Below are 20,301 nucleotides of genomic sequence, written 5' to 3'. Positions count from 1 at the left end.
AGCCGTTGAATGGGTGTGAGTGTGCTGGTCGTCTGCACGGGAAACATCTGCCGCTCGCCCACGGGCGAGGGCGTGCTTCGCGCCAAGGCGAAGGAGCGAGGTCTCGACAAGGCGGTGCACGTCGCTTCGGCGGGGACGCACGACTATCACATCGGTGATGCGCCGGATGCTCGCTCGATGCGCCATGCCATCAAGCGCGGCTACGACCTGAGCGCACAACGGGCGCAACAGGTCTCGGAAGAGCACTTCGAGAAATACGACTACATCCTCGCGATGGATCGCTCGCACCTGCGCATCCTGAAGGCGCTGGCCCCCAAGGGCTCGCGCGCGAAGATCGGCCTCTATCTCGAGATGAGCAAGTCGTGGAAGGGCGAGGACGTGCCCGACCCTTACTACGGCGGCCCGGAGGGATTCGAGACCGTGCTCGACATGGTGGAGGAAGCGGCCGAGGGTTGGCTCGACGTGATGGCCGCGGAGATCGATCCCAGGGCGTTCAGGCTGGACGGCGCCCGTTAGGGCTGCCGTCCCTTCGCGATTCAGCCCTGCCGCTTGAAGCGGACTTCGCGGGGCGACGAGCCTCGACGGCCTTTGCCCCCGGGCACGTAGATCGTGAGCACGAGCGATTCTGGCGTGAGCGTCGTCCAGGCCGCCCACTCGGGGAGCGTGACCACGTAGTCGTTGTCCGGGATGTAGGTGATGCCGCTGTACTCTTCCTTGATGTAGTAGAGGACGCCGTTCTCGATCCCGGCACCCGCGTAAGGAAACCACTGCATGGGTGACGGGCCGCCCGTGAGCCAACCGGCCGTCGTGTTTCCGACAAGCACGCCCACGAAGTCGAAAGAATTGTTCGGGACCGCCTTTCCGTGCTCAGCCATGAGCTTCTCCCTGATCGTTTTTATGGGAAGAAAAGCGTGGCACCGGTGCGCGGCAGAGGCCCCACCCGACCGGGTGGGAGAGCGAAGCTTCGCCCAGCGCACCTGCATAAGGCCGCGGTGATATGGCGAGACGTTTGTCGCGCCGATGCGGTAATCGTTGACGCCCGGCCGTCTTACACAGGCGATTTCGCGCCACGCGTACCTAAGTCCCTGATCGACGAAACAACTTCCCCGAAGCGGCCCGCGCGGGCGCGTGCGCCTTTCGCGCGAAGTTGTCTGCCATTTAAATGGTAACGGCGGTCCTAACCAAAATCGCTCTGGAGATAAACGTGAATTTCTGACGCCCGGCTTTCAAGGTCCTGTGCTATCTTCCGGCGCGTCTCAGAAGAAAAAACAAACAAGAATCCCATCCGCACAGAGAGACGAGTCCGGGGAGGGCTCCATCCTGTCGTTTCGCGCACGCCCTGCGTTCACGCTGCCGTCGGCGAGATTCCTCGCCGCGCTCCTGGCCGCACTGCTCGCCGCTCCGCTTGCGTGGGGCCAGGCGAACCCGTTGCCGCCCTCGCTGCAGGGCGTGACGCTCGCATCCATCGATGCGGGAGCGGGGATCGCCATCGTGCGCCGTGCGTCGGGCGAATACGCCCCGATGCGCTCCGGTGATTTCACGCCCGAACGCGACTATCGGTTGACGCGCATCTACGAGGACCGCGTCGAGTTCTCGCTCGCCGGTAACGCGAGCGTTCTTGCGACGCGGTATTGGCTCACGGTCGGCGAGCCCTCGGCCGTCGCGGTCACCAGCACGCCGCCCGGCGGCCGCGCGCGATATGTGACTCCGGAAACCCAGATCGTCGGCGGGCCGCAGCGATGACGGTCCGCGCACGCCTCGCCCGATTCGCAGCCGCGGCGTGGCTCGCGCTGCTCGTATTCCCGCACTTCGCCGAAGCGAGCACGCCGCCGGTGCTGAACGCGCCCGCAAAGAGCGGCGCGGCCAAGGCGGGCGAGGACAACACGGCGACGTTCGTGCGCGACCAGGGCGACGTCGCGATCATCGAGCTCACGGGCAACTACGATGCGTCCCTGGCCGGAGGCGCGTTCAACGTTGGAGCCCGCCAGGTTCTCGCGCGCGAGTTCCTCCGCACGCACCCGGATGCCTACGACATGCTCGTGGTCTTCACGGGGTTTCCGATCCAGACGGGCGAGGCGCTCGCCTTCCACCATCCGGTCCGCAATCAAGTGATGGGCATCGGACGCGACCTGTTCGACAACTCGTCCTTCTATGGGAGCGCCGGCCGCCTGCAGGGCATGATCGACATGGCCCTGCTCACGCAGTACTCGACGGATTCGATGTCGCGGGATTTCGAGCAGGGACTGATGGTGTTCTCGCACGAGTTCATGCACCAGTTCGGCTCGTACGTGAAGTACCGCAAGGCCGACGGCTCGACCAGCACGGGACTGCTCGGACGGGACGCCAGCCACTGGTCGTACCTGCTCGAGACCAACGGCTCCGTGATGTACGGGTCGCGCTGGCGAGATAACGGCGACGGCACGTTCACGTCGGTGGCCGTCCGCGACGCGTACAGCGCGCTCGACCTGTATCTCATGGGATTGAAGCGGCGCGAGGACGTGCCGCCGTTCTTCGTGATCGATGCGCCGGGCGTCGACCCGACGCAGCTCCCCTTGCTCGGAGCGACCGTCACGGGCACGAAGCGCATCGTCACCGTCGAGGACATCATCGCGGTGGAAGGTCCCCGCATCCCCGAAGCCGGCCTGGCCCAGAAGGACTTCCGCCTTGCGTTCATCTACGCCGTGCGGCCCGGGCAGCAGGCCACGATCACCGAGCTGGCGGCGATGGACCAGATGCGCCGCGCCCTCGCCACGCGATTCAGCGCGCTCACCGGCGGCGTGGGCAACCTCAACGTCTTCGTCGAACCGGCACTCACGCTCGCGCCCGGTACGCCCGCCACGTTGCCCCCGTCCGTCAGCCTGCCGGCCCCAACGGTCAACGTGCAGCAGGGCATCACGTGGCTTCGCCAGAAGCAGTCCCTGGCCGATGGCTCGTGGTCGGATACCGCGCCGACCGCCATGCGCGACAGCGCCGTCGCGCTGAGCACGCTGAGCGATGTCGATTCGGGCTTCGCCGGAATCGCGCTGGGCGCCGGGTGGCTTTCGGCCCGCACGACTTCGAGTGTCGATTTCCTCGCGCGCAAGACGAACACGCTGGCGCAAGTGGCCCGCGTCACGATCGCCGCGCCCACCGAGCTGCTCGCGGCCCAGAACCCGGATGGCGGTTGGGGCTCGGCCGCCGGCTACGGCAGCAACCCGCTCGACACGGCGCTGGCGCTCCAGGCCCTGATGCGCCGGGCTCAGCCGCTGGATGCGGTTGCCGCAAACGGATTCACTTACCTGCGCGCCAACCAGAACACCGATGGGGGCTGGGGTAACGTCTCGGGAGGCGCCAGCCGCTCGGCGACCTCCGCGCATGTCCTCGTCGCGCTGCAACCGGATGTGGACGTGGCGGCGGTCCAGGCGATCGACCGCGGCCGCGCCTTCCTCGCCTCGCGCCAGAACACCGATGGCGGCTTCGGCGACAGCCCGAGCTCCATCCACGACACGGGCAACGTCGTGGCGGCGCTGATGGCGACCAACGCAAGCGCCGGCATCCGCCTGGGCGACGCCATGACGTACCTGGCCTCCAGCCAGCGCGTCGACGGAAGCTGGGCCGGCAGCGTCTATTCGACGGCGCTTGCGGTGAACGTGCTCGCGCGCGCTGATGCGCTGAACTGGGCGATCGTCGGATTCACCGCGACGCCGGGACGCGCGAGCGACGGCCAGCGCGTTGTCGTAACCGTCACGGTCCGCAACACCGGCAACCGGGCCACGCCGGCCGGCAAACTGCGAGTCTCCGTGGGCGATCCTTCCGCGGGCGGCGTCGCGATCGGTCCCGATGGCGACATCCCCGCGTTGGCTCCGGGCTTGAGCGCCGTGGTGCCGATCACGTGGAACACCTTCGGCAAGGCCGGCACCGTATCGCTCTACGCCGTGGTCGATCCGGACCGGTTGTCCCAGGAGCTGAGTGTCGCGGACAACACGGCGATCCTCCCGTATGCCGTCGATCCGCCGGCGACCGGAGCGGACCTGCTCGTTGCCGCCTCGGATATCACCTTCTCGCCGGCGCGCCCCGCGCAACTTCCGGCGCCGCTGCAAGTGAGCGCGCTGCTCACCAACGCGGGCTTCGGCGACGCGGCGAACGTGAAGGTCGTCCTGTGGGAAGGAACCGGGGCCCAGCGCGTGAAGGTCGGCGAGACGACGGTCGCGTCGTTCACCGGGCGCTCCACGCGGCCGGTGACGTTCCCGGTCACGCTCGTGGCTGCGGGCACCACGTCCTACACCGTGCAGATCGATCCGGACAATGCCGTCGCCGAGAACGCGAAGGACAACAACGAGGCGACCGCGACGATCTCGACGGAAGCCGGCATCGACATCGAGGTGACCGCCGCGGACATCTCGCGCGACAAACCCGCGCCCCGCAACGGCGAGGACGTCAACTTCTCGGTGCGCATCCGCAACAAGGGCACGGTCGCGACGCCGGACTTCACGGTGCGGCATTCGGTGGACCAGCCGGTGGGCACGGCCGAAGCAGCCACGAACACGATCCGCCTCCTTCCGGGGCAGCAGGTCACGCAGTCCGTCACGTTCCGCGTCACGCAGAACGGCGCGCATACGTATCGCGTGCAGGCGGGCGAGGGGAACGAGGTCGTCGAAAACAACAAGGCCAACAACGTCGCCACGCACGCCTTCACGGTCGCGTCGGACACCGGGCCCAGCCTCTCGATCTCCTTCCCGGACATCACCGCTACGCCCAACCCGGCGCTCGAGGGGCTGCCGCTCGTCCTCACGGCGCGCATCCGCAACCTCGGCGACCAGCCCGCTTCGAATGTGCAGGTCGCGTTCTACAACGGCGATCCCGCCACGGGCGGAACGCAGATCGGCGACACGCAAGTTGTCGCTTCGCTGCCGCCGAGCACGGGGGCCATCGCCACCGTCACGTGGAGCGCCGTGCCCGACGCGAACCAGAAAGTCCTCTTCGTCGTCGTCGATCCCGCGAACGCGATCCCCGGCGATGTCGTTCGCGCCGACAACAAGGCGTTCATCGTGGTGCCGGTGCGCTCGCTGCCGGACCTTGCCATCTCGACCGGCAACCTCACGCTGACCCCGGCGTTGCCGCAACCGGGCGCCGCGGCCTCGCTCGCCGTAAAGGTGCAGAACCTCGGCGTGCAGGCCGCGAACAACGTGCTGGTGCGCGTGTTCGACGGGAACCCGGCGGCGGGCGGCACGCAGGTTGGCGGTGACCAGGTCATCGCGGTCCTGGAAGGGCAGGCCACCGCGACGGCCACGTTCAACTGGACGTTCCCCGCGGCGTCGGGCGACCGGGTCCTCTACGTGCAGGTCGATCCGCTGCAGGCGATCAACGAGCGCGTGCGCACGAACAACGAGGCGCAGCTGGTCGTCGGCGTGCAGACGGGCGACTTCACGGTACAGCCGCGCTACTTCTCCCCGAACGGCGACGGAGCGCAGGACACCGTCGACTTCACGTTCCGTGTCGGCACGGCACAAGCCCTGTCGATCCAGGTGATGTCGTCGACCGGCACCGTCGTGCGCCACTACACGGGCACGGAGCTCGCGAATGCCTCGGCGGGCCGCTGGTCCTGGGATGGCCGCAACGACACGGGCAGCGTGGTGTTCGACGACACGTATCGCATCCAGGTCGTCGCCGCGGGCGTCGTCGTGGGCGAAGCCTCGGTGGTGCTCGACACGAACCGCTCGTCGCTCGTGGACGCATTGGGTACGCCGGACGCGACGATCTCGAGCCTCGACTGCCAGGTGAGCAACGAGGTGTCGTGGCCGCGCTTCACGGCGGATCTCTCGTACGCCTATTCGCGATTCGGCAGCAGCAGCTCCTCCACCGGAGACTTGCCGGCCGGCATCTACCGCACCGATGCGCGCGGAGGCGACCTGCGCCAGGTCGCCGCCAACGACTCGGCGGTGTTCTGGACCGATGCCCGGCCGAGCCCCGATGGCACGCGACTCGCACTGGCTCGTGCCATCGGCCTGTCGGCGCAACTCTGGATCGCCAACGCCGATGGATCCGGTGCGCACGACGTGACGTTCGAATCCGTGTTCCCGGGGGCGACGGGCGTCACGCTCGTCACGTTCAACCTGGCGGGCACCGAGGTGGTGATCGTCGCGTCGCGCTTTGGGAGCCAGGCGATCATCACGGTGCCGGTCGGTGGCGGCCCGCCGCGACTGCTGGCCACCGGCGACGCGTTCATCTCGTACTCGCCCGATCGCACTCGACTGCTGGTGCGTAGCGTCGATGCGTTCGCGATCGTCGAGGTCGCGACGGGTGCTCGTCATGCGGTCCAGACCACCGCGCCCCAGTGGACGGAGTTCACGTGGTCGCCCGACTCGCGCGCGCTCGTCACGATGCCCCCGGAGACAACCTCGCTCCTCGTCTTCGATGCGGCCGGCGTGCTCCAGCGGACGATCGCGTTGCCGCTCGTCCGGCACGTGCACGCAATCACCTGGGGCGACGATTCGAGCCAGATCTTCGTCGCTTCCGGTGACGACACCTTCTGCAACCCCAACACGGACTGCAACGTCGACGCGATCATCCAGCGCATTCCGGTGCTGGCGGGCGATCCGGAAGTGGTCCTGCGGGTACCCGGCGGCGTGACCTCCTATGGCGAGGCCAATATCCCGGTCCGGCTGTCGATGGCACGCCTGGAAGGCCGTGGAGAGCTTCTCGTCAGCCACGGAGTCGTGCTCCCCGAGGGGCAGCCTGGAGAGCCGCACAACCTCACCTTCGCGCTGTCCACGTCCGCGCCCTACGGCACGCGCCCGCTTCGCGACGCGGCGCGAGTGGTCCTGCTGGGCCAGTTCGAGTTCCGGAACGAGGAATCCCTGGACTTCGGCCGGGCCTTCCTGTTCAACGGCGACAACGCGCTCACGGACAACCCGGGCCAATGCCTCGACCCGACCTCGGGGAGCTGGCTGCTGGCCCGCTCGCTGAGGAACCTGACCGCCGACCTGCTCGTGGTCCGCAATACAACGGCCGTCCGGTTGGTGGGCACCGCGTGGGATGCGAACTTCTCGCGCTACACCCTCGAATACGCCAACGTCGACGCGCCGGGCGTGTGGCAGTTGATCGCGCCGGTCTCGACATCCCCCGTGCGCGGCGGGGACCTCGCTTCGTGGGTGCCGCCGCTCCAGGGCCGCTACCTCGTCCGCCTCACGGTCCAGGATCTCGCGGGCAACCGGCGCGAGGCGATACGCAGCGTCAATTGGGGCGCGGGCACGGTCATCAGCAGCCTGCAGCGCTCCAACGAGTACATCTCGCCGAACGGCGACGGGGTCAAGGACGGCACGACGCTCTCCTATCGCGTGCTGGAGCCGACGAACCTCGAATTCAGCGTCTTCGACGCGCAAGGCGGACGCGTGCGGGTGTTCACGCGCAACCATCCCGTGAGCGGCATCGACGCGTCGGTCGAATGGGACGGGCGCGACACTGCCGGCAACGTCGTCGCCGACGGCACGTATCGCATCACGGTCCTCGACTACGAGTTTCCGGTGACGGTGGACACGAAGCGCCCGGTTCCGGCCGGCGACGCCACCACGATGGCGCGCATGGACATCAAGATCACGCAGATCGCGCACGACAACGATGAGGACCTGCAGGTCGCGCTGCAGGGGGGGATCCAACCGCACGTGCGCATCGATTGGGCGATCGCGGAATCCCACCTCGCCAGGATCGAGCTGCAGGCCGGGGACGGGGATGCACCCACCGAATGGCTCACCGTGCGCGAGACCAATCGCCTCGACATCCGCACTCCCTACGAGCCGGTGATCGTCACGTTCAACGATGCGGCGCGCAAGCGCTACCGCCTGGTGGTGACGGATCTGGCGGGCAACGTCTCCATCGAACCGCTCACGGTCGACGAGAAGATCCTCGTCACGGCCTACCACGGCGACGGCGAGTGGCACTTCCTGCAGGAGGACAAGGTCAGCGTTTCGGATCTCGTGGCGGGCATGGACCTCGAAGTCGTCGAGACCGTGCGCGCCATCACCGCGCAGTGGGCGATCGAGTACCAGGGTCCCTACCAGCGCGATAACGAGGGCAAGCTGCCGCCTCCGAATGCGGCCGCCTGGACGGCCCACGTCCTCGTGCCGCCGTTCGACACGGCGCTGTTCACGGAGCCGCACAAGCAGCCGCTGGATGGCGCTTTCCTCGCGTCGTGGGATCTCAAGGAGCTGGGTACGTCCGGCGCCTACTACTTCCGGCTGCGTTCGACGAACGCCGCGGGCGGCGTGGTGACCAGCAACGCGATCCTCTTCGAGAGCATTCCGAAGCTGCTCGTCCGCGCGGTTGTGAAGGACCTGATCCGGCCCGCCATCCGCTACGTCAGCGCCGAGGAGAGCGTCGGCGAGCTTCTCCAGCGGGTCGACCTCTACGTCCAGGCCGAAAAGGATCCGTTCTACAGCCAGGAACGCAAGATCGCCACGCGGCCCGGCGCGCCCACGTCGGCCGGTTTGGGCCGCTTCACGTACGAGATCCAGGATCGGCTCCAGACCTGCGTGAAGTACAAGTTCAGGCTGGAGGGGACCGCGCCCAACGGGAAGACCTTCAAGTCCGCGCCGTTCGAGTACGAGGACTGCAAGTTCGTCCAGACCTACCTCGAGCCGGTCGAGGCGCAGACCTGCGGCGCGATTCCTCCCGGACGCCTGGTGGCAAACATGTTGGTTCCGGGACCGATCATCCCGGACACGCTCCTCACGCTGCTCGAATTCGGGCGCAAGCGCACGGATGGCACCGACGACATCCTGTTCAGCAAGGTGAATCCGCAGTTGAGGACGCCGTACCCGTTCGAGTTCTCCACGGCGGCGCTGCCCGAGGGCGAGCTGGCTGCGGACGGTTCGCAGTTCTTCACGCGCCTCACGGACCTCGACGGCAACCGCAAGGTGGAAGGGGTTCGCGTCGTGGTCGATCGCACGGTGCCCGAGAGCCGCATCACGTATCCGGTCGCCGAGCAGCGGGTCTGCGCGGTCCAGGCGATCGAGAACGGGAAGCTCAAGACGTTCCTCGACATCCAGGGCTCCACGACGGATCCGTCGGGCGTCGACTACGTGATCGAGAACGGCGTCGGTGCGTCGCCCACCGCGTGGAACGGCATCGGCGCCGTGAACCCCGGTTGCTTCACGGCCTCGAACGCCAATCGCGCGGTGGGCAAGATCGACTGGAACGGCATCCAGGGCAACAGCGCCACCTACCTCCCGCCCGACGACCCCGTGCATTGCGGCGCTTGGACGGCCCTTGCCGCCAAGGATGTGCAAGGCACCGTCGGCCGGTGGTACAACCCGCACGGATCGGTCTCGGCGCGGCTCGTGGCCCGCAACTGGGGCGGCTACAAGTCGTGCTCGCAGGTCGCGTTCTTCGTGGACGGGCGCGTGGAAGTCCAGCCCGCCTCGCTCTCGCGCACGCGGATCGCGCCCGGCCGCCCCGAGCCGTTCGGCATCACCCACGTTCGCTACACGGCGGACGAATCGGTGAAGCTCACGCTGCTCGTCTATCGCAAGGCCGATGTCGTCCTCGACGCGGGCCGGATCACGGGCGTCCTCACCGGCCGCTCCCCGATCCGCACGCTGGCCGACCGCAGGCCGGTGATCGGCGAAGGCACGGTCGCCTGGGATGGCCGAGACGATGGCGCGACCCTGGTCGACGACGGCGAATACGTCATCCTCACGAGCTACGAGGACGATTGCACGAACCTGCTCGTCGACGCGGCGCTCATCGTGCAGACGGACCGGACGCCGCCCGTCGTATCGATCGCCTCGCCGCTGGTCTCCGCCAACGTGACGGGCATCGTGGGCGTCACGGGCAGCGTGAGCGACGCGTCGCTCGAGGCTTTCGTCCTGGAGTTCGGCTCCGGTGCCAGCCCCGAGACGTGGACGGCGATCGCGAGCGGCGCCTACAACGTCCCGGGCAACGGCAGCCTCGGCTCGTGGACCACGCTGGGCCTCGACCCGGGCGTCTACACCTTGCGTCTCCGCGCGAGCGATCTCGCGGGCAATGCGGCGGAGACGCGCGTTTCCGTGACGGTGCAGGCGAGCGGCACTCTCGTGGCCGACCTCGAAGCCGTGCCGGCGGTGTTCTCGCCCAATGGCGACGGCAAGGCCGACCTGGCCGCCATCCGCTTCAGCCTCAACCGGACCGCGCAGGTCACGCTGCGGATCCTTCAGGGAACGCTGGTGGTCCGCACGCTGGCGAACGGCGTCACCGTGGGCGCGGGCGACAGCTTCTATCCGTGGGATGGCCGCAATGACGGCGCCGTCATCCAACCCGATGGCCGCTTCGAGGCGGAGCTCACGGTGAACGACGGAGGCTCGAACCAGACCCTGCGCGTGCCCATCACGATCGACAACACGCCGCCGCAGGTCACGATCGTGCGGCCGTCGGAGGGCTACGTCCGCGGAGCGGAGTCGGTCGTGGGTAGCATCGCCGACGCCAACCTCCTCGACTACTCGGTGCTCCTGCGCGGCCTCGATGCGCCCATCTCGGTGATCCTCGACGAGGGCGGCGACACCCGGTCCAACTATCCGTTTGGCCAGCTCTCGCTCTATCCGGAAGGCCGCTACGAGCTCGAGGTCATCGCGCACGATCGGGCGCAGAACACGACGCGGATCCTGCTGCCCTTCGTGATCGACAACGTGGCTCCGCAGGTCGCGATCACGGCACCCGCGGCACAAGCCGTGCTCGGCATGAAGGGCAACAAGTACGGCGTCACCGGCACGGTCGACGAGCGCAACCTCCTGCGCTATCGCCTGAACCTGGGGCAGGGCCCGCCGCCGGCACCGCAGACCGAGCTCGCGACGGGATCGGTCCTGGCTGCGCCGATCCACCAGCTCGACATCACGAACCTGCCCGACGGCGCCTACCAGCTGCAGCTCATCGGCGAGGACCGCGCAGGGTGGAGCACCACCGCGACGGTGCCCTTCATCGTCGACAAGACACCGCCGGTCGCGAGCTTCTCGGCACCGGCCGAAGCCAGCTACGTGAAGGCCGGGACCGAGATCCGCGGCTCCGCGACCGACACCAACCTCAAGCAGTACAAGCTCGAGATCGCGCCCGGTCCGCGCGCGACCGCCAGCCGCTTCACCGAGCTTGCCACCGGCACATCGCCCGTTTCCGTCGGCGTCCTGACAACGCTCGCGGCGCTTCCGCCCGATGGCGTGCATACGCTGCGCCTCACGGTGACGGACAAGGCCGAGAACGAGACGAAGACCTTGCTGCAGGTCACGGTGGATACCGTGCCGCCGCCGGTACCGCTCAACCTCGCCGCGCGTGTCGAGAACCGCCAGGACGTCGTGCTCACGTGGAACGCGGTCACGGATCCGGACCTCGCGGGATACCGCGCCTATCGCGGCACTACGCTGCTTACACCGGCACCGATCACGGCGACCACGTTCACGGAAGTCGGCGTGGCCGAAGGCGACCACTCGTACACCGTGACCGCGGTCGACCGCGCGGGCAACGAGAGCGCGCGTTCCGCGCCGGCGATTGCGCGCGTGAGCCTGTCCACGCCGATCGCGCAGATCACCTTCCCGACCCGCGACTCGACGGTCACGGGCGTGATCGAGATCCGCGGCTCGGCCTTCAGCCCGCGCGAGTTCAAGGAGTTCCGTGTTTCGGTCGGTGTCGGTGCGGCGCCGGCGAGCTACACGCTGCTTCGCCACTCCACGGTCGGAGCACAGGGCGAGGTCCTTGCGACGTGGAATGCATCTGCCTTGCCGCAGGACGCGCAGTACACGATCCGGCTCGAGGCCGAGGACACGTTCGGGGCCATCGGACGCGACCTGGTCACGGTGCGCATCGACAACCTCGCCCCCGCGGCGCCGACCAACCTGCAAGCGGCCGTGGCCGGGGCGGACATCACGCTCACCTGGAACGCAAATACCGAGCCCGACATCGACGGCTACCTGCTGTATCGCAATGGCCAGCTCGCGAACCTGAGCGGGCCGGTGGCGCCGGACATCCGCGCCTACCTCATCCACGGCACGACGTACGTGGACCGCAACATGCCGGACGGTACGTACAAGTACACGGTGGTGGCCGTGGACACGGCGGGCAACCAGAGCCCCGAGTCCGAGGAACGTACGGTGGTGCTGGAGTCCCGCGTTCCGAAGGCGCGCATCGTGAAGCCGCTGGAAGGTGCGCGCATCGACGCCAGCGCCTTCGTGCAGGCCGCGACCGACGACAACGACGTCCAGTTCATCCAGCTCCAGTTCCGGAAGAAGGGCGTGCTGCCGTGGACTCCCATCGGCGGAACGCTCACGGCACCCCCGTACGGGCGCGATTGGGATCTCTCCGGGCTGGTGTACGGCGAGTACGAAGTGAGCGCCGTGGCCCACGACTTCGGGGGCCGCTTCCAATCCGACCTGGAGCTGGAGTTCATCACCATCAACCACACGCGCGTCGACCGTCCGCCGGCGCCGGCGAATGTCGTCGCGCGCGTGGCCGGCGACATCGTGACGCTCACGTGGAACGCGGTCACCACCGACAGCCTCGGCGGGTACACGGTCTACCGGGAAGATCCGGATGGCTCGCGCACGGCGCTCACGCCCGATCCGATCAGCGCGCTCACCTATGTCGACGGGGGCCTCGCCGACGGCGTGTATCGCTACACCGTGGTCACCAGCGACACGTTCGGAAACCTGAGCGACCCGAGCGCACCCGCGACGGCGCGCGTCTACGGCATCGAGATCGAGCAGCCTTACACGCCGACCGACGCGCGCACGACGAACCTCTCGGGCACGGCCGTGGCGGGTTCCCCGGTGACGCTCACGGTGACCTCGCCCGGCGGCGGAACGCGACAGCTCATCCAGGGCACGGACGCGCAGGGCCGCTTCACATTCGCGAACATCGCGCTGGAGCTCGGCAACAACGGCTTTGTCCTCGTGCAGACCGATGCCGTGGGCAATACGAGTCGCGATATGCCGTCGCATGTTCGCGTGGGCGATCGTCCGTCGGTGCCGACGGGCCTCGCGGTCACTCCGCAGGGTCTCGACGCGCGCGTGACCTGGAACGCGAATCCGGAAGCGAACCTCGGCGGCTACATCCTCGCGTTCGACGGCGAGCCGGTGACGTTCCCGGCAACGCCGACGTACGTCGAGGGCAGCACGGAGGAACCGGATTCGTCCGCCCAGAGCGCGGTCGATGGCGACACGACCACGGCATGGCGTCCGGCTCGGGAAGATTCGAAGCCCACCATCAAATTCCAGTTCGATGCGCCCCGGCTCCTGAAGAGCGCGACCATCCTCTGGAGCCCGTATGAAGACGACACCGGGATCACGCCGGCCACGTTCATCCTCGAGGGATGGGATGGCGAAGTCTGGGTGCCGCTTGCCGTGCGCCAGCCGGGCACGGTGACGGAATCCATCATCGCGCTCGACCAGCCATACCTGACGGACGCCCTCCGGATCCGCATGATCGGCCCGCGTCCGGAGAATGGCGTCCAGCTCTCGGAGCTCACGACCGAATGGCTGCAGACGTCGGCGGCGAGCCCGGAGATCGTGAGTGGGAAGAACGGGAACGTGTCGTTCTCGATCCGTGCGTACAGCGCGATCGGCCTGGTGGGCGCCGCGTCTCCGGCCGTGCAGGCGACCGTCGGCGATACCACGCCGCCGCAGCCGGTCGTGCTGCAACTGACGGCGGTCTCGGGGCGCAATGCCACGCTGAGCTGGGCGGCGAGCGCGTCGACCGATGTGTCGGCGTACTACGTCTACACGAACGGCGACTTTACGGCCCAGGTCGAGCCGCTGCCGACGACGAACACGTTCCCGCTCGAGGGCTACGCGAACGGCGAGTACCGCTTCCGCGTGGTCGTCGTGGACCAGGCCGGCAACGAAAGCGTTCCCTCCAACGAGGTGGTGTTCACGGTCTCCGTGAATCCGACCGGTGCTCCGCGCGACGTGGTGGTGACGGCCGTGCCGTCGGGCCGCGCGCTCGACGTGTCGTGGAATCCGCCCGCGACGGGCAGCGCGCCGGTGGGTTATGTCGTGGAGCGCGCCCTGCAAAGCGGTGGCCCCTACGACTCCTCGGCCGACGCGATCGCCCCGCCGTATCGCGACGAGGGCCTTACGAACGGCACCCGCTACTACTACCGCGTGCGAGCCGTGAACGACAACGGCGATCGCGGGCCGGCCTCGGCCGAGGCGAGCGGCGTCCCGAGTGTCGCGGGCGTGCCGTTGGCGCCCACACTGATGTATCCGGGATCCGCGGCGCGCACCGGCACGATCTCCTCCGCGCTGTCCGCAGTCACGGGCTTCTCCGAGCCGGGAACGCAGGTCGCGCTGGTTCGCGACGGCAGCTCCGCAGGAACCGCCGTCGCCGCGACCGAGCCCCAACGCCGCTTCAGCAACGGCAACCTGGCGCGCTTCTCACCCAACGGCTACTGGTCGATCGGTGGAGACTCCGACGCCGACCTGTACGCGATGGCCCCGAGTGGCGAAACTCGCGTCCGCACGTTCAACGAATTGAAAGCCACCGCCTTTGCCTGGGCGGGCAACCAGCGCGCGGCGTTCGTCTTCTATCGCTTCGTCGGCGGCAACTTCGTGAAGACGACGGGCTACATCGACGTCGACGGCACGGAAGTCCACGCCCTCGATTCGCTCGTGCCCACCGCCGACGAGATCCAGGCCACGGGCGACGGCCGCTACGCGTACGTCATTGCCGACAATGGCGGCCATCCCGCCTTGTGGCGCATGGAGCTCGCGACCAACATCCCGACGCTGGTCGTGGATCTTCCGGGCGCGGCGAGCGTGACCGGGCTCGCACTCTCGCCGAACGAGCAGTTGATGGCGTACCGCCGCGATGGTCGGATCGAGGTCGCCAATCTCCAGAGCGGCACGGTGGCCTTGCAGGGTCCGGCGGTCCAGGACCCGGGCGTTCCGTCGTGGACGATGGACAATGCGTCGCTGCTCTACTCGGCCTGGGTGGGAGGGATCGAGCAAGTCTTCCGCCAGGCACTGAGCGGTACGGCGCCCGTGCAGCTCACCACCGGTACGACCTCGGCATCGTCGCCGACCGCGTCGCCGGATGGCGTGCGCTATGCCTACGTGCGCGGCTTCAGCGTCTTCATCGCTCCGCTCGATGGCGGGACGACCACGGAGATCTCCGACTTCCTCGACTCCGTCCGCTGGCTCCCCTCGGGATACATCGCGACCGAGATCTTCGGCACTCCGGGCCGCATGGAGCTGGCGGGCTTCTTCGCGGTTCCCGACGTCCTGTTCCGGCCGGGCATCAACCGCCTCACCGCTACGGCGAACTATGAAGGCGGCCTGTCGAGCGCAGTCTCCGCCGCGGCGCTGGTGAACTACTCCACGGCGGATCGTGCGGATCTCTCCGTGAGCAGCGCCGAGCTCGTGGCGATCCCGGGCGTGCCGACGGTCGGTGAATCCGTCCGAATCACCGCGCTGGTGCGCAACGTGGGCCCGCGCGGAGCGAATGCGGCGCCGTTCGTGCTGCAACTGGTCGATCCCACGGGCGCGATCGTGACGCTCGTCAACACGCGCCTGCCGCAACTCGCTTCCGGGGCGCTGCAGTCCTATGTCGTGGACTGGATGCCGGCAAGGGCAGGGGCCCACCGCCTCGTGGCGACCGTCGACCACACCGACGAGGTGAACGAGGTCACCGAGAACAACAACGTCGCCACGCGGGACATCGTCGTGGCCGAGGCCGGGGTACCGCGCCTGGAGGTCACGACCGACGCCCGCGTCTATCCGCAGAACGCGGCGGTCGCGGTCGAGGCGCGCATCACGAATGGCGGCACGACTTTCAACGGCGTGCTCGAGCTCGTGGTCGAGGACCCGGCCGGATTCCCGGTGACGACCTTCACGTCGCAGGCGGTGTCGGCGCTCGACTTCGGCCAGACGCTCGTGGTGCAACGCGCCTGGAACACAGGCAGCACGCTGCCGGGGCCGTACCGCGTCAGGGCGAAGCTTCGCAGCGGCGCAGGTGTAGTGGTGGCAGAGGCCAATACTCCGATCACCGTGGATGCGCCGGTCGACGCGGCCGTCACGCTCACGACCGATCGCGCGCAGTACTCGCCGGGTGCGACGGTGCGGGTGCTCGGGCGCGTCGCGTTCGCCAATGGCGCGGGCGTCGGGATCACGGGCGATATCGTGCTGCGCATCTACGACGCGGTGGGATCCATCCGCTTCGAGCAGCAGCGCAGCCTCGCGTTTGGCGCCACCGCCGACGTGAACGTCGACTGGCCGCTGGCGGGCCAGCCCGCGGGCGACTACACCGCGCGCCTGGAGCTGCGCCTCGACGGCCGCGTCATCGCGGCGGCGAGCACCGCGTTCAGCGTCGTCGCGGTGACCTTGCAGCCGCCGACGGTGGCCGTGATCGCGCCGGCCAACAACGCCGTCTTCGGGGCACCGGGCCGGATCGGCATCTCGGTCGGCGCTTCCAGCCCGAACGCCGGAGGATCGATCGCGAAGGTCGAATACTTCGCCGGCACGACGAAGCTCGGTGAGTCGCTCGCGGCGCCGTACACCTACGACTGGACCAACATCCCGGCGGGAACGTACGCGATCACGGCGATTGCGACCGACAACCGCGGCGTGACCTCGACCTCGACCGCCGTGTCGGTCATCGTCGACGCGCTGCCCACGGTCGCGATCACCGCTCCGGTGAACGGCGCCCAGTTCTCGACGCCCGCGACGGTCTCGATCACGGCGCAGGCACAAGACAGCGACGGCACGATCGCGCGCCTGGAGATCTACGCGGGCACGCTGAAGCTCGGCGAGTGCCTGGCCGCGAGCTGCACGGTGAGCTGGAACGACGTGCCGGTGGGCTCGCACGGGTTGACGGCCGTCGCATTCGACAACCATGGCGCGCGCGGCACCAGCAGCGTCGTCACGATCGTGGTGGGCCAGGCTTCGGCACCGCCCTCGGTTTCGCTCACGTCGCCGCTGGATGGCGCCGTCGCGCAGGCGCCGGGCAGCTTCGCGCTGTCGGCCTCAGCTTCGTCGCCGAATGCCGGCGGCTCGATCCAGAAGGTCGAGTACTTCACCGGGCTCACGAAGATCGGCGAATCGGCCACGGCGCCGTACGCGGTGACCTGGAGCGCCCTGGCGGCCGGCACCTACACGGTCTTCGCGCGCGTCACCGACGATCGCGGCGTGACGGCCGATTCGGTCACCGCCACCGTTTTCGTGAATGCCGCGCCGACCGCCGCGATCACGAGTCCCGCGGCGGGCGCCACGTTCACCGCTCCGGCGGCGATCGCGGTTACGGCGACGGGCACGGACACGGACGGCAACGTCACCAAGATCGAGATCTTCCAGGGCGCCGCCAAGCTGGGTGAGTGCGCGAGCACGCCGTGCACGGTCACGTGGACCGGCGTGGGCGTCGGATCCTATTCGCTGACGGCGGTCGTGACCGACAACCGCGGCGGGGTCACGGCCAGCGCGGCCGTCTCGATCTCCGTGGTGCCGCCGCTCCAGCCCCCGGTCGTAGCGCTCACGGCGCCCGCGAACGGCGCGCTCTACCAGGCGCTGTCCACGGTGGCGCTTGCAGCCACGGCCTCGAGCCCGAACGCCGGCGGGTCGATCACGAAGGTCGAATTCTTCCGCGGTACCGACAAGCTAGGCGAGTCGCTCGCGGCACCGTTCACGTTCTCCTGGACCAACGTCGCGGCGGGCACCTACACGCTCACCGCGCGGGCCACGGACAATCGTGGCGTCGCGACGGACTCCGCACCGGTGTCGATCAACGTCAATGCACAGCCCGCGGTCGCCATCACGGCGCCGGCGGCGAACGCGGCTTACCTCGCGCCGACCGACATCACGATCACCGCGACGGCCCAGGACAGCGACGGCAGCATCACGAAGATCGAGATCTTCAGCGGCACCGACAAGCGCGGCGAATGCGCGACCTCGCCTTGCACGATCTCCTGGACTGCCGTGCCGCCCGGAACGTACTCGCTGACGGCGAAGGCCACGGACGACCGCGGCGGCACCGCGACCACGGCCGCCGTGCCGGTGACGGTGGGCGTGCTCACGGGCACCGTGTCCGTCACCCCGACGCCGGCCGACATCGGCACCGCGGTGCAGATCAACGCCCGTGCGCAAAGCCCGGCGGCGGCCACGGGACTGCCGCTGCGCGTGCGTGTCCTCAACGCAGCCAATGCGACGGTCTCCGAATGGGATACGACCGCGACGCTCGTGGCCGGCGTGCCGTTCATCTGGGCTTTCTCGTGGGATACGACAGGGCAGGCGGCGGGCACGTACACGGTCGCCTTCTACGACCGCCGCACGGGCTCGAACGTGGTGCTCGCGACCACGACCCTGACGCTGCGTGCCGCCGGAAACGTCCAGCTCAGCGTGACCTCGTCTCGCTCGCGCGTGCTCGTCCTGGCGGCCTGCCACACGCCGAGCGGCAACAACGACCCGGCCGACGCCGCCTGTGCACTGCAGCGCAAAGCCGCCCTCGAATCGCTGCTCGCGGAGCTGGGAATCCCCGGACGCGTCGTGACCGACGCCGACACGTTCCGCACCGAGATGCGCTGCGGCACCTGGAACACGTTCTGGATCGCCGGCGGCCGGGAGAAGCTCAAGGACCGCATGGTCGAAGAGCTGGCCCAGCGCGTCTACGCGGGCGACGGCCTGCTGGTCGATGGCGTCCACGACGGCCCGGTGAACACGCTCGATCCGCTGCTCGGGGTCAACTACCTCGGCAAGCTCGCGCTGAACGGCGGCTACTCGGCCGTGCCGGTGGGCTCGCTGATCGCGGCCGGCTTTACCACGTCGGGCCGCGCGTCGCAGTACCAGGCGCTGCCGGGTACGACGGTGCACGCCGCGTTCGGCAGTGCGGGCGGCAACCCGGCCTTGATGTCGCGCGCCTACGGCCTCGGCTGGGCGGGAACGGCCGCGTTCGACTACCCGGCAACCATCGCGGCATCGGCCTCCGCGAAGGCGACCGTGCTGCCGATGCTTCGCAAGGTCCTGTCCGGCCCGGCCGCTCCCGGCACGAGCGTGAACGCGAGCCTCGTCGTCACCAACGGCGGCACGGCGGGACCGGTGACCGTGCAGGCCACGGTGCCCTCGGGCATCTCGATCGCGAGCTCGGTGCCGGCGGCGTCGGGCAGCACGTGGAACCTGAACCTCGCCGCCAATGAGTCGCGCACGATCGCGATCGTGTTCAACCTCACGGGCGCGGAGGCGAGCTACACGGTGCCGTTCACGTCCGGTGCGGCCACCGCGAACCTCGTGATCGACATCGCGCCGCATGCCGCCGGCACCCACTCGGCATTGGTGACCGCGTTGCAGGCCCTGGTGGTCTCCGGGGCGGAGGCGACCGCGCGCAACAACGCGGTGCAGTTCGTCAACCAGTCCTCGTCGTCGCTCTCGTCCGATCCGGAGGCGGCGCTGTACAAGCTGCTCGACGCGGCCAAGGAAGTCGCCAAGATCGCGAACCCGATCCCGGTCCCGACGCAACTCGCGCGCCTCGCGAACCAGACCTCGGCAGCGTGGTGCGGCCAGGTCGGCACGTGCATGCGGCCCGACCAGGGCGTGCCTTCGCTGGGCAGCTACCAGCTCCTGGTCTTCGGCGACGCCACGCTCTTCAACGGCAGCACGCAGGGCGCCGTGGGCATCTCGGGCAACGCGCAGCTCACGAGCGAGTTCGTCGGAACCGAATGGGCCGGCGATGCCGCGCGCCTGAACGTCGGCGGCAACCTGAACATGACCAACGGCAGCATCGGCCGCAACAGCACGGGTGCGATCCGCGTCGGCGGCACGATGACGCTGAGCGCCAACGTGGGCCGCCGCACCGCGACCGCGCCCGCGGAGACGGAGGATTGGGCCGCGCTCGAGACGTTCTACCGCGCTCGCTCCGACAGCATCGCTGCGCTGGGCGGCACGGCGCCGGTCACGGACGGCTTCGGCAAGTTCACGCTGACGGGCACGAACGCGGATCGCAACGTCTTCCAGATCGCGGGCTCGCAGATGACGCAGATCCGCAACCTCGTCTTCAACGTGCCGCTCGCCTCGACGGTCATCGTGAACGTCACGGGTGGCAGTGCGACGCTGACCAACGGATCGCAGTCGGTGATGGTGGGTGGCACCGCGCAATCGATGGCCCAGCATCCGTTCTCGGCTCGCGTGCTGTTCAACTTCGCGCAGGCGGGATCGCTCTCCTTCAACGGCTGGGCGCTGCAGGGCAGCCTGCTCGCGCCGCGCGCCGTGCTCTCGATCAACAACGGGCAGCTCTTCGGCCAGCTGGTGGTGGACGGCCTCACCTCCAGCGGCGTGGGCTTCCAGCAATGCGGCACGTTCAAGGGCGTGCTGCCGTGAAATCTCTCCCGGA

The 20,301-nt window shown here is 68.7% G+C and carries 4 protein-coding genes; 3 read left to right on the top strand and 1 reads right to left on the bottom strand.

Annotation, left to right across the window (positions count from 1 at the left end; genetic code table 11):
• Nucleotides 1–9 precede the first annotated feature (9 nt).
• A complete protein-coding gene (locus tag DSM104443_RS11185) occupies nucleotides 10–516 on the top strand; it encodes a low molecular weight protein-tyrosine-phosphatase (protein ID WP_212756614.1) in 507 nt (168 codons plus the stop codon).
• Nucleotides 517–536: 20 nt separating this feature from the next.
• On the opposite strand, the gene DSM104443_RS11180 is transcribed toward DSM104443_RS11185, so the two are convergent.
• Complete coding sequence (locus tag DSM104443_RS11180) at nucleotides 537–875, bottom strand: hypothetical protein (RefSeq protein ID WP_171092240.1); 339 nt, start codon at nucleotides 873–875, stop codon at nucleotides 537–539.
• A 553-nt stretch (nucleotides 876–1,428) separates the two neighbouring features.
• Here DSM104443_RS11180 and DSM104443_RS11175 point away from each other — a divergent pair.
• On the top strand, nucleotides 1,429–1,743 hold the full coding sequence (locus tag DSM104443_RS11175) for a hypothetical protein (protein WP_171092239.1): 315 nt from the start codon (nucleotides 1,429–1,431) through the stop codon (nucleotides 1,741–1,743).
• Nucleotides 1,740–20,288 (top strand): Ig-like domain-containing protein, encoded by an 18,549-nt coding sequence (locus DSM104443_RS11170; RefSeq protein WP_171092237.1) that lies wholly within the window; start codon nucleotides 1,740–1,742, stop codon nucleotides 20,286–20,288. The genes DSM104443_RS11175 and DSM104443_RS11170 overlap by 4 nt, the downstream gene beginning before the upstream one ends.
• The last annotated feature ends 13 nt before the right edge of the window (nucleotides 20,289–20,301 follow it).

The sequence above is a fragment of the Usitatibacter rugosus genome (assembly GCF_013003965.1).
In the GTDB taxonomy this organism is placed as follows: Bacteria; Pseudomonadota; Gammaproteobacteria; order Burkholderiales; family Usitatibacteraceae; genus Usitatibacter; species Usitatibacter rugosus.
Note: the sequence above shows the minus strand (reverse complement) of the source record. Positions and strands in the feature narration are given on the sequence as shown.

Bases quoted from the DNA above. Each gene is read 5' to 3' on its own strand.
- DSM104443_RS11170 (WP_171092237.1), top strand. From the start codon at position 1,740: ATGACGGTCCGCGCACGCCTCGCCCGATTCGCAGCCGCGGCGTGGCTC.
- DSM104443_RS11185 (WP_212756614.1), top strand. From the start codon at position 10: ATGGGTGTGAGTGTGCTGGTCGTCTGCACGGGAAACATCTGCCGCTCG.
- DSM104443_RS11180 (WP_171092240.1), bottom strand. From the start codon at position 875: ATGGCTGAGCACGGAAAGGCGGTCCCGAACAATTCTTTCGACTTCGTG.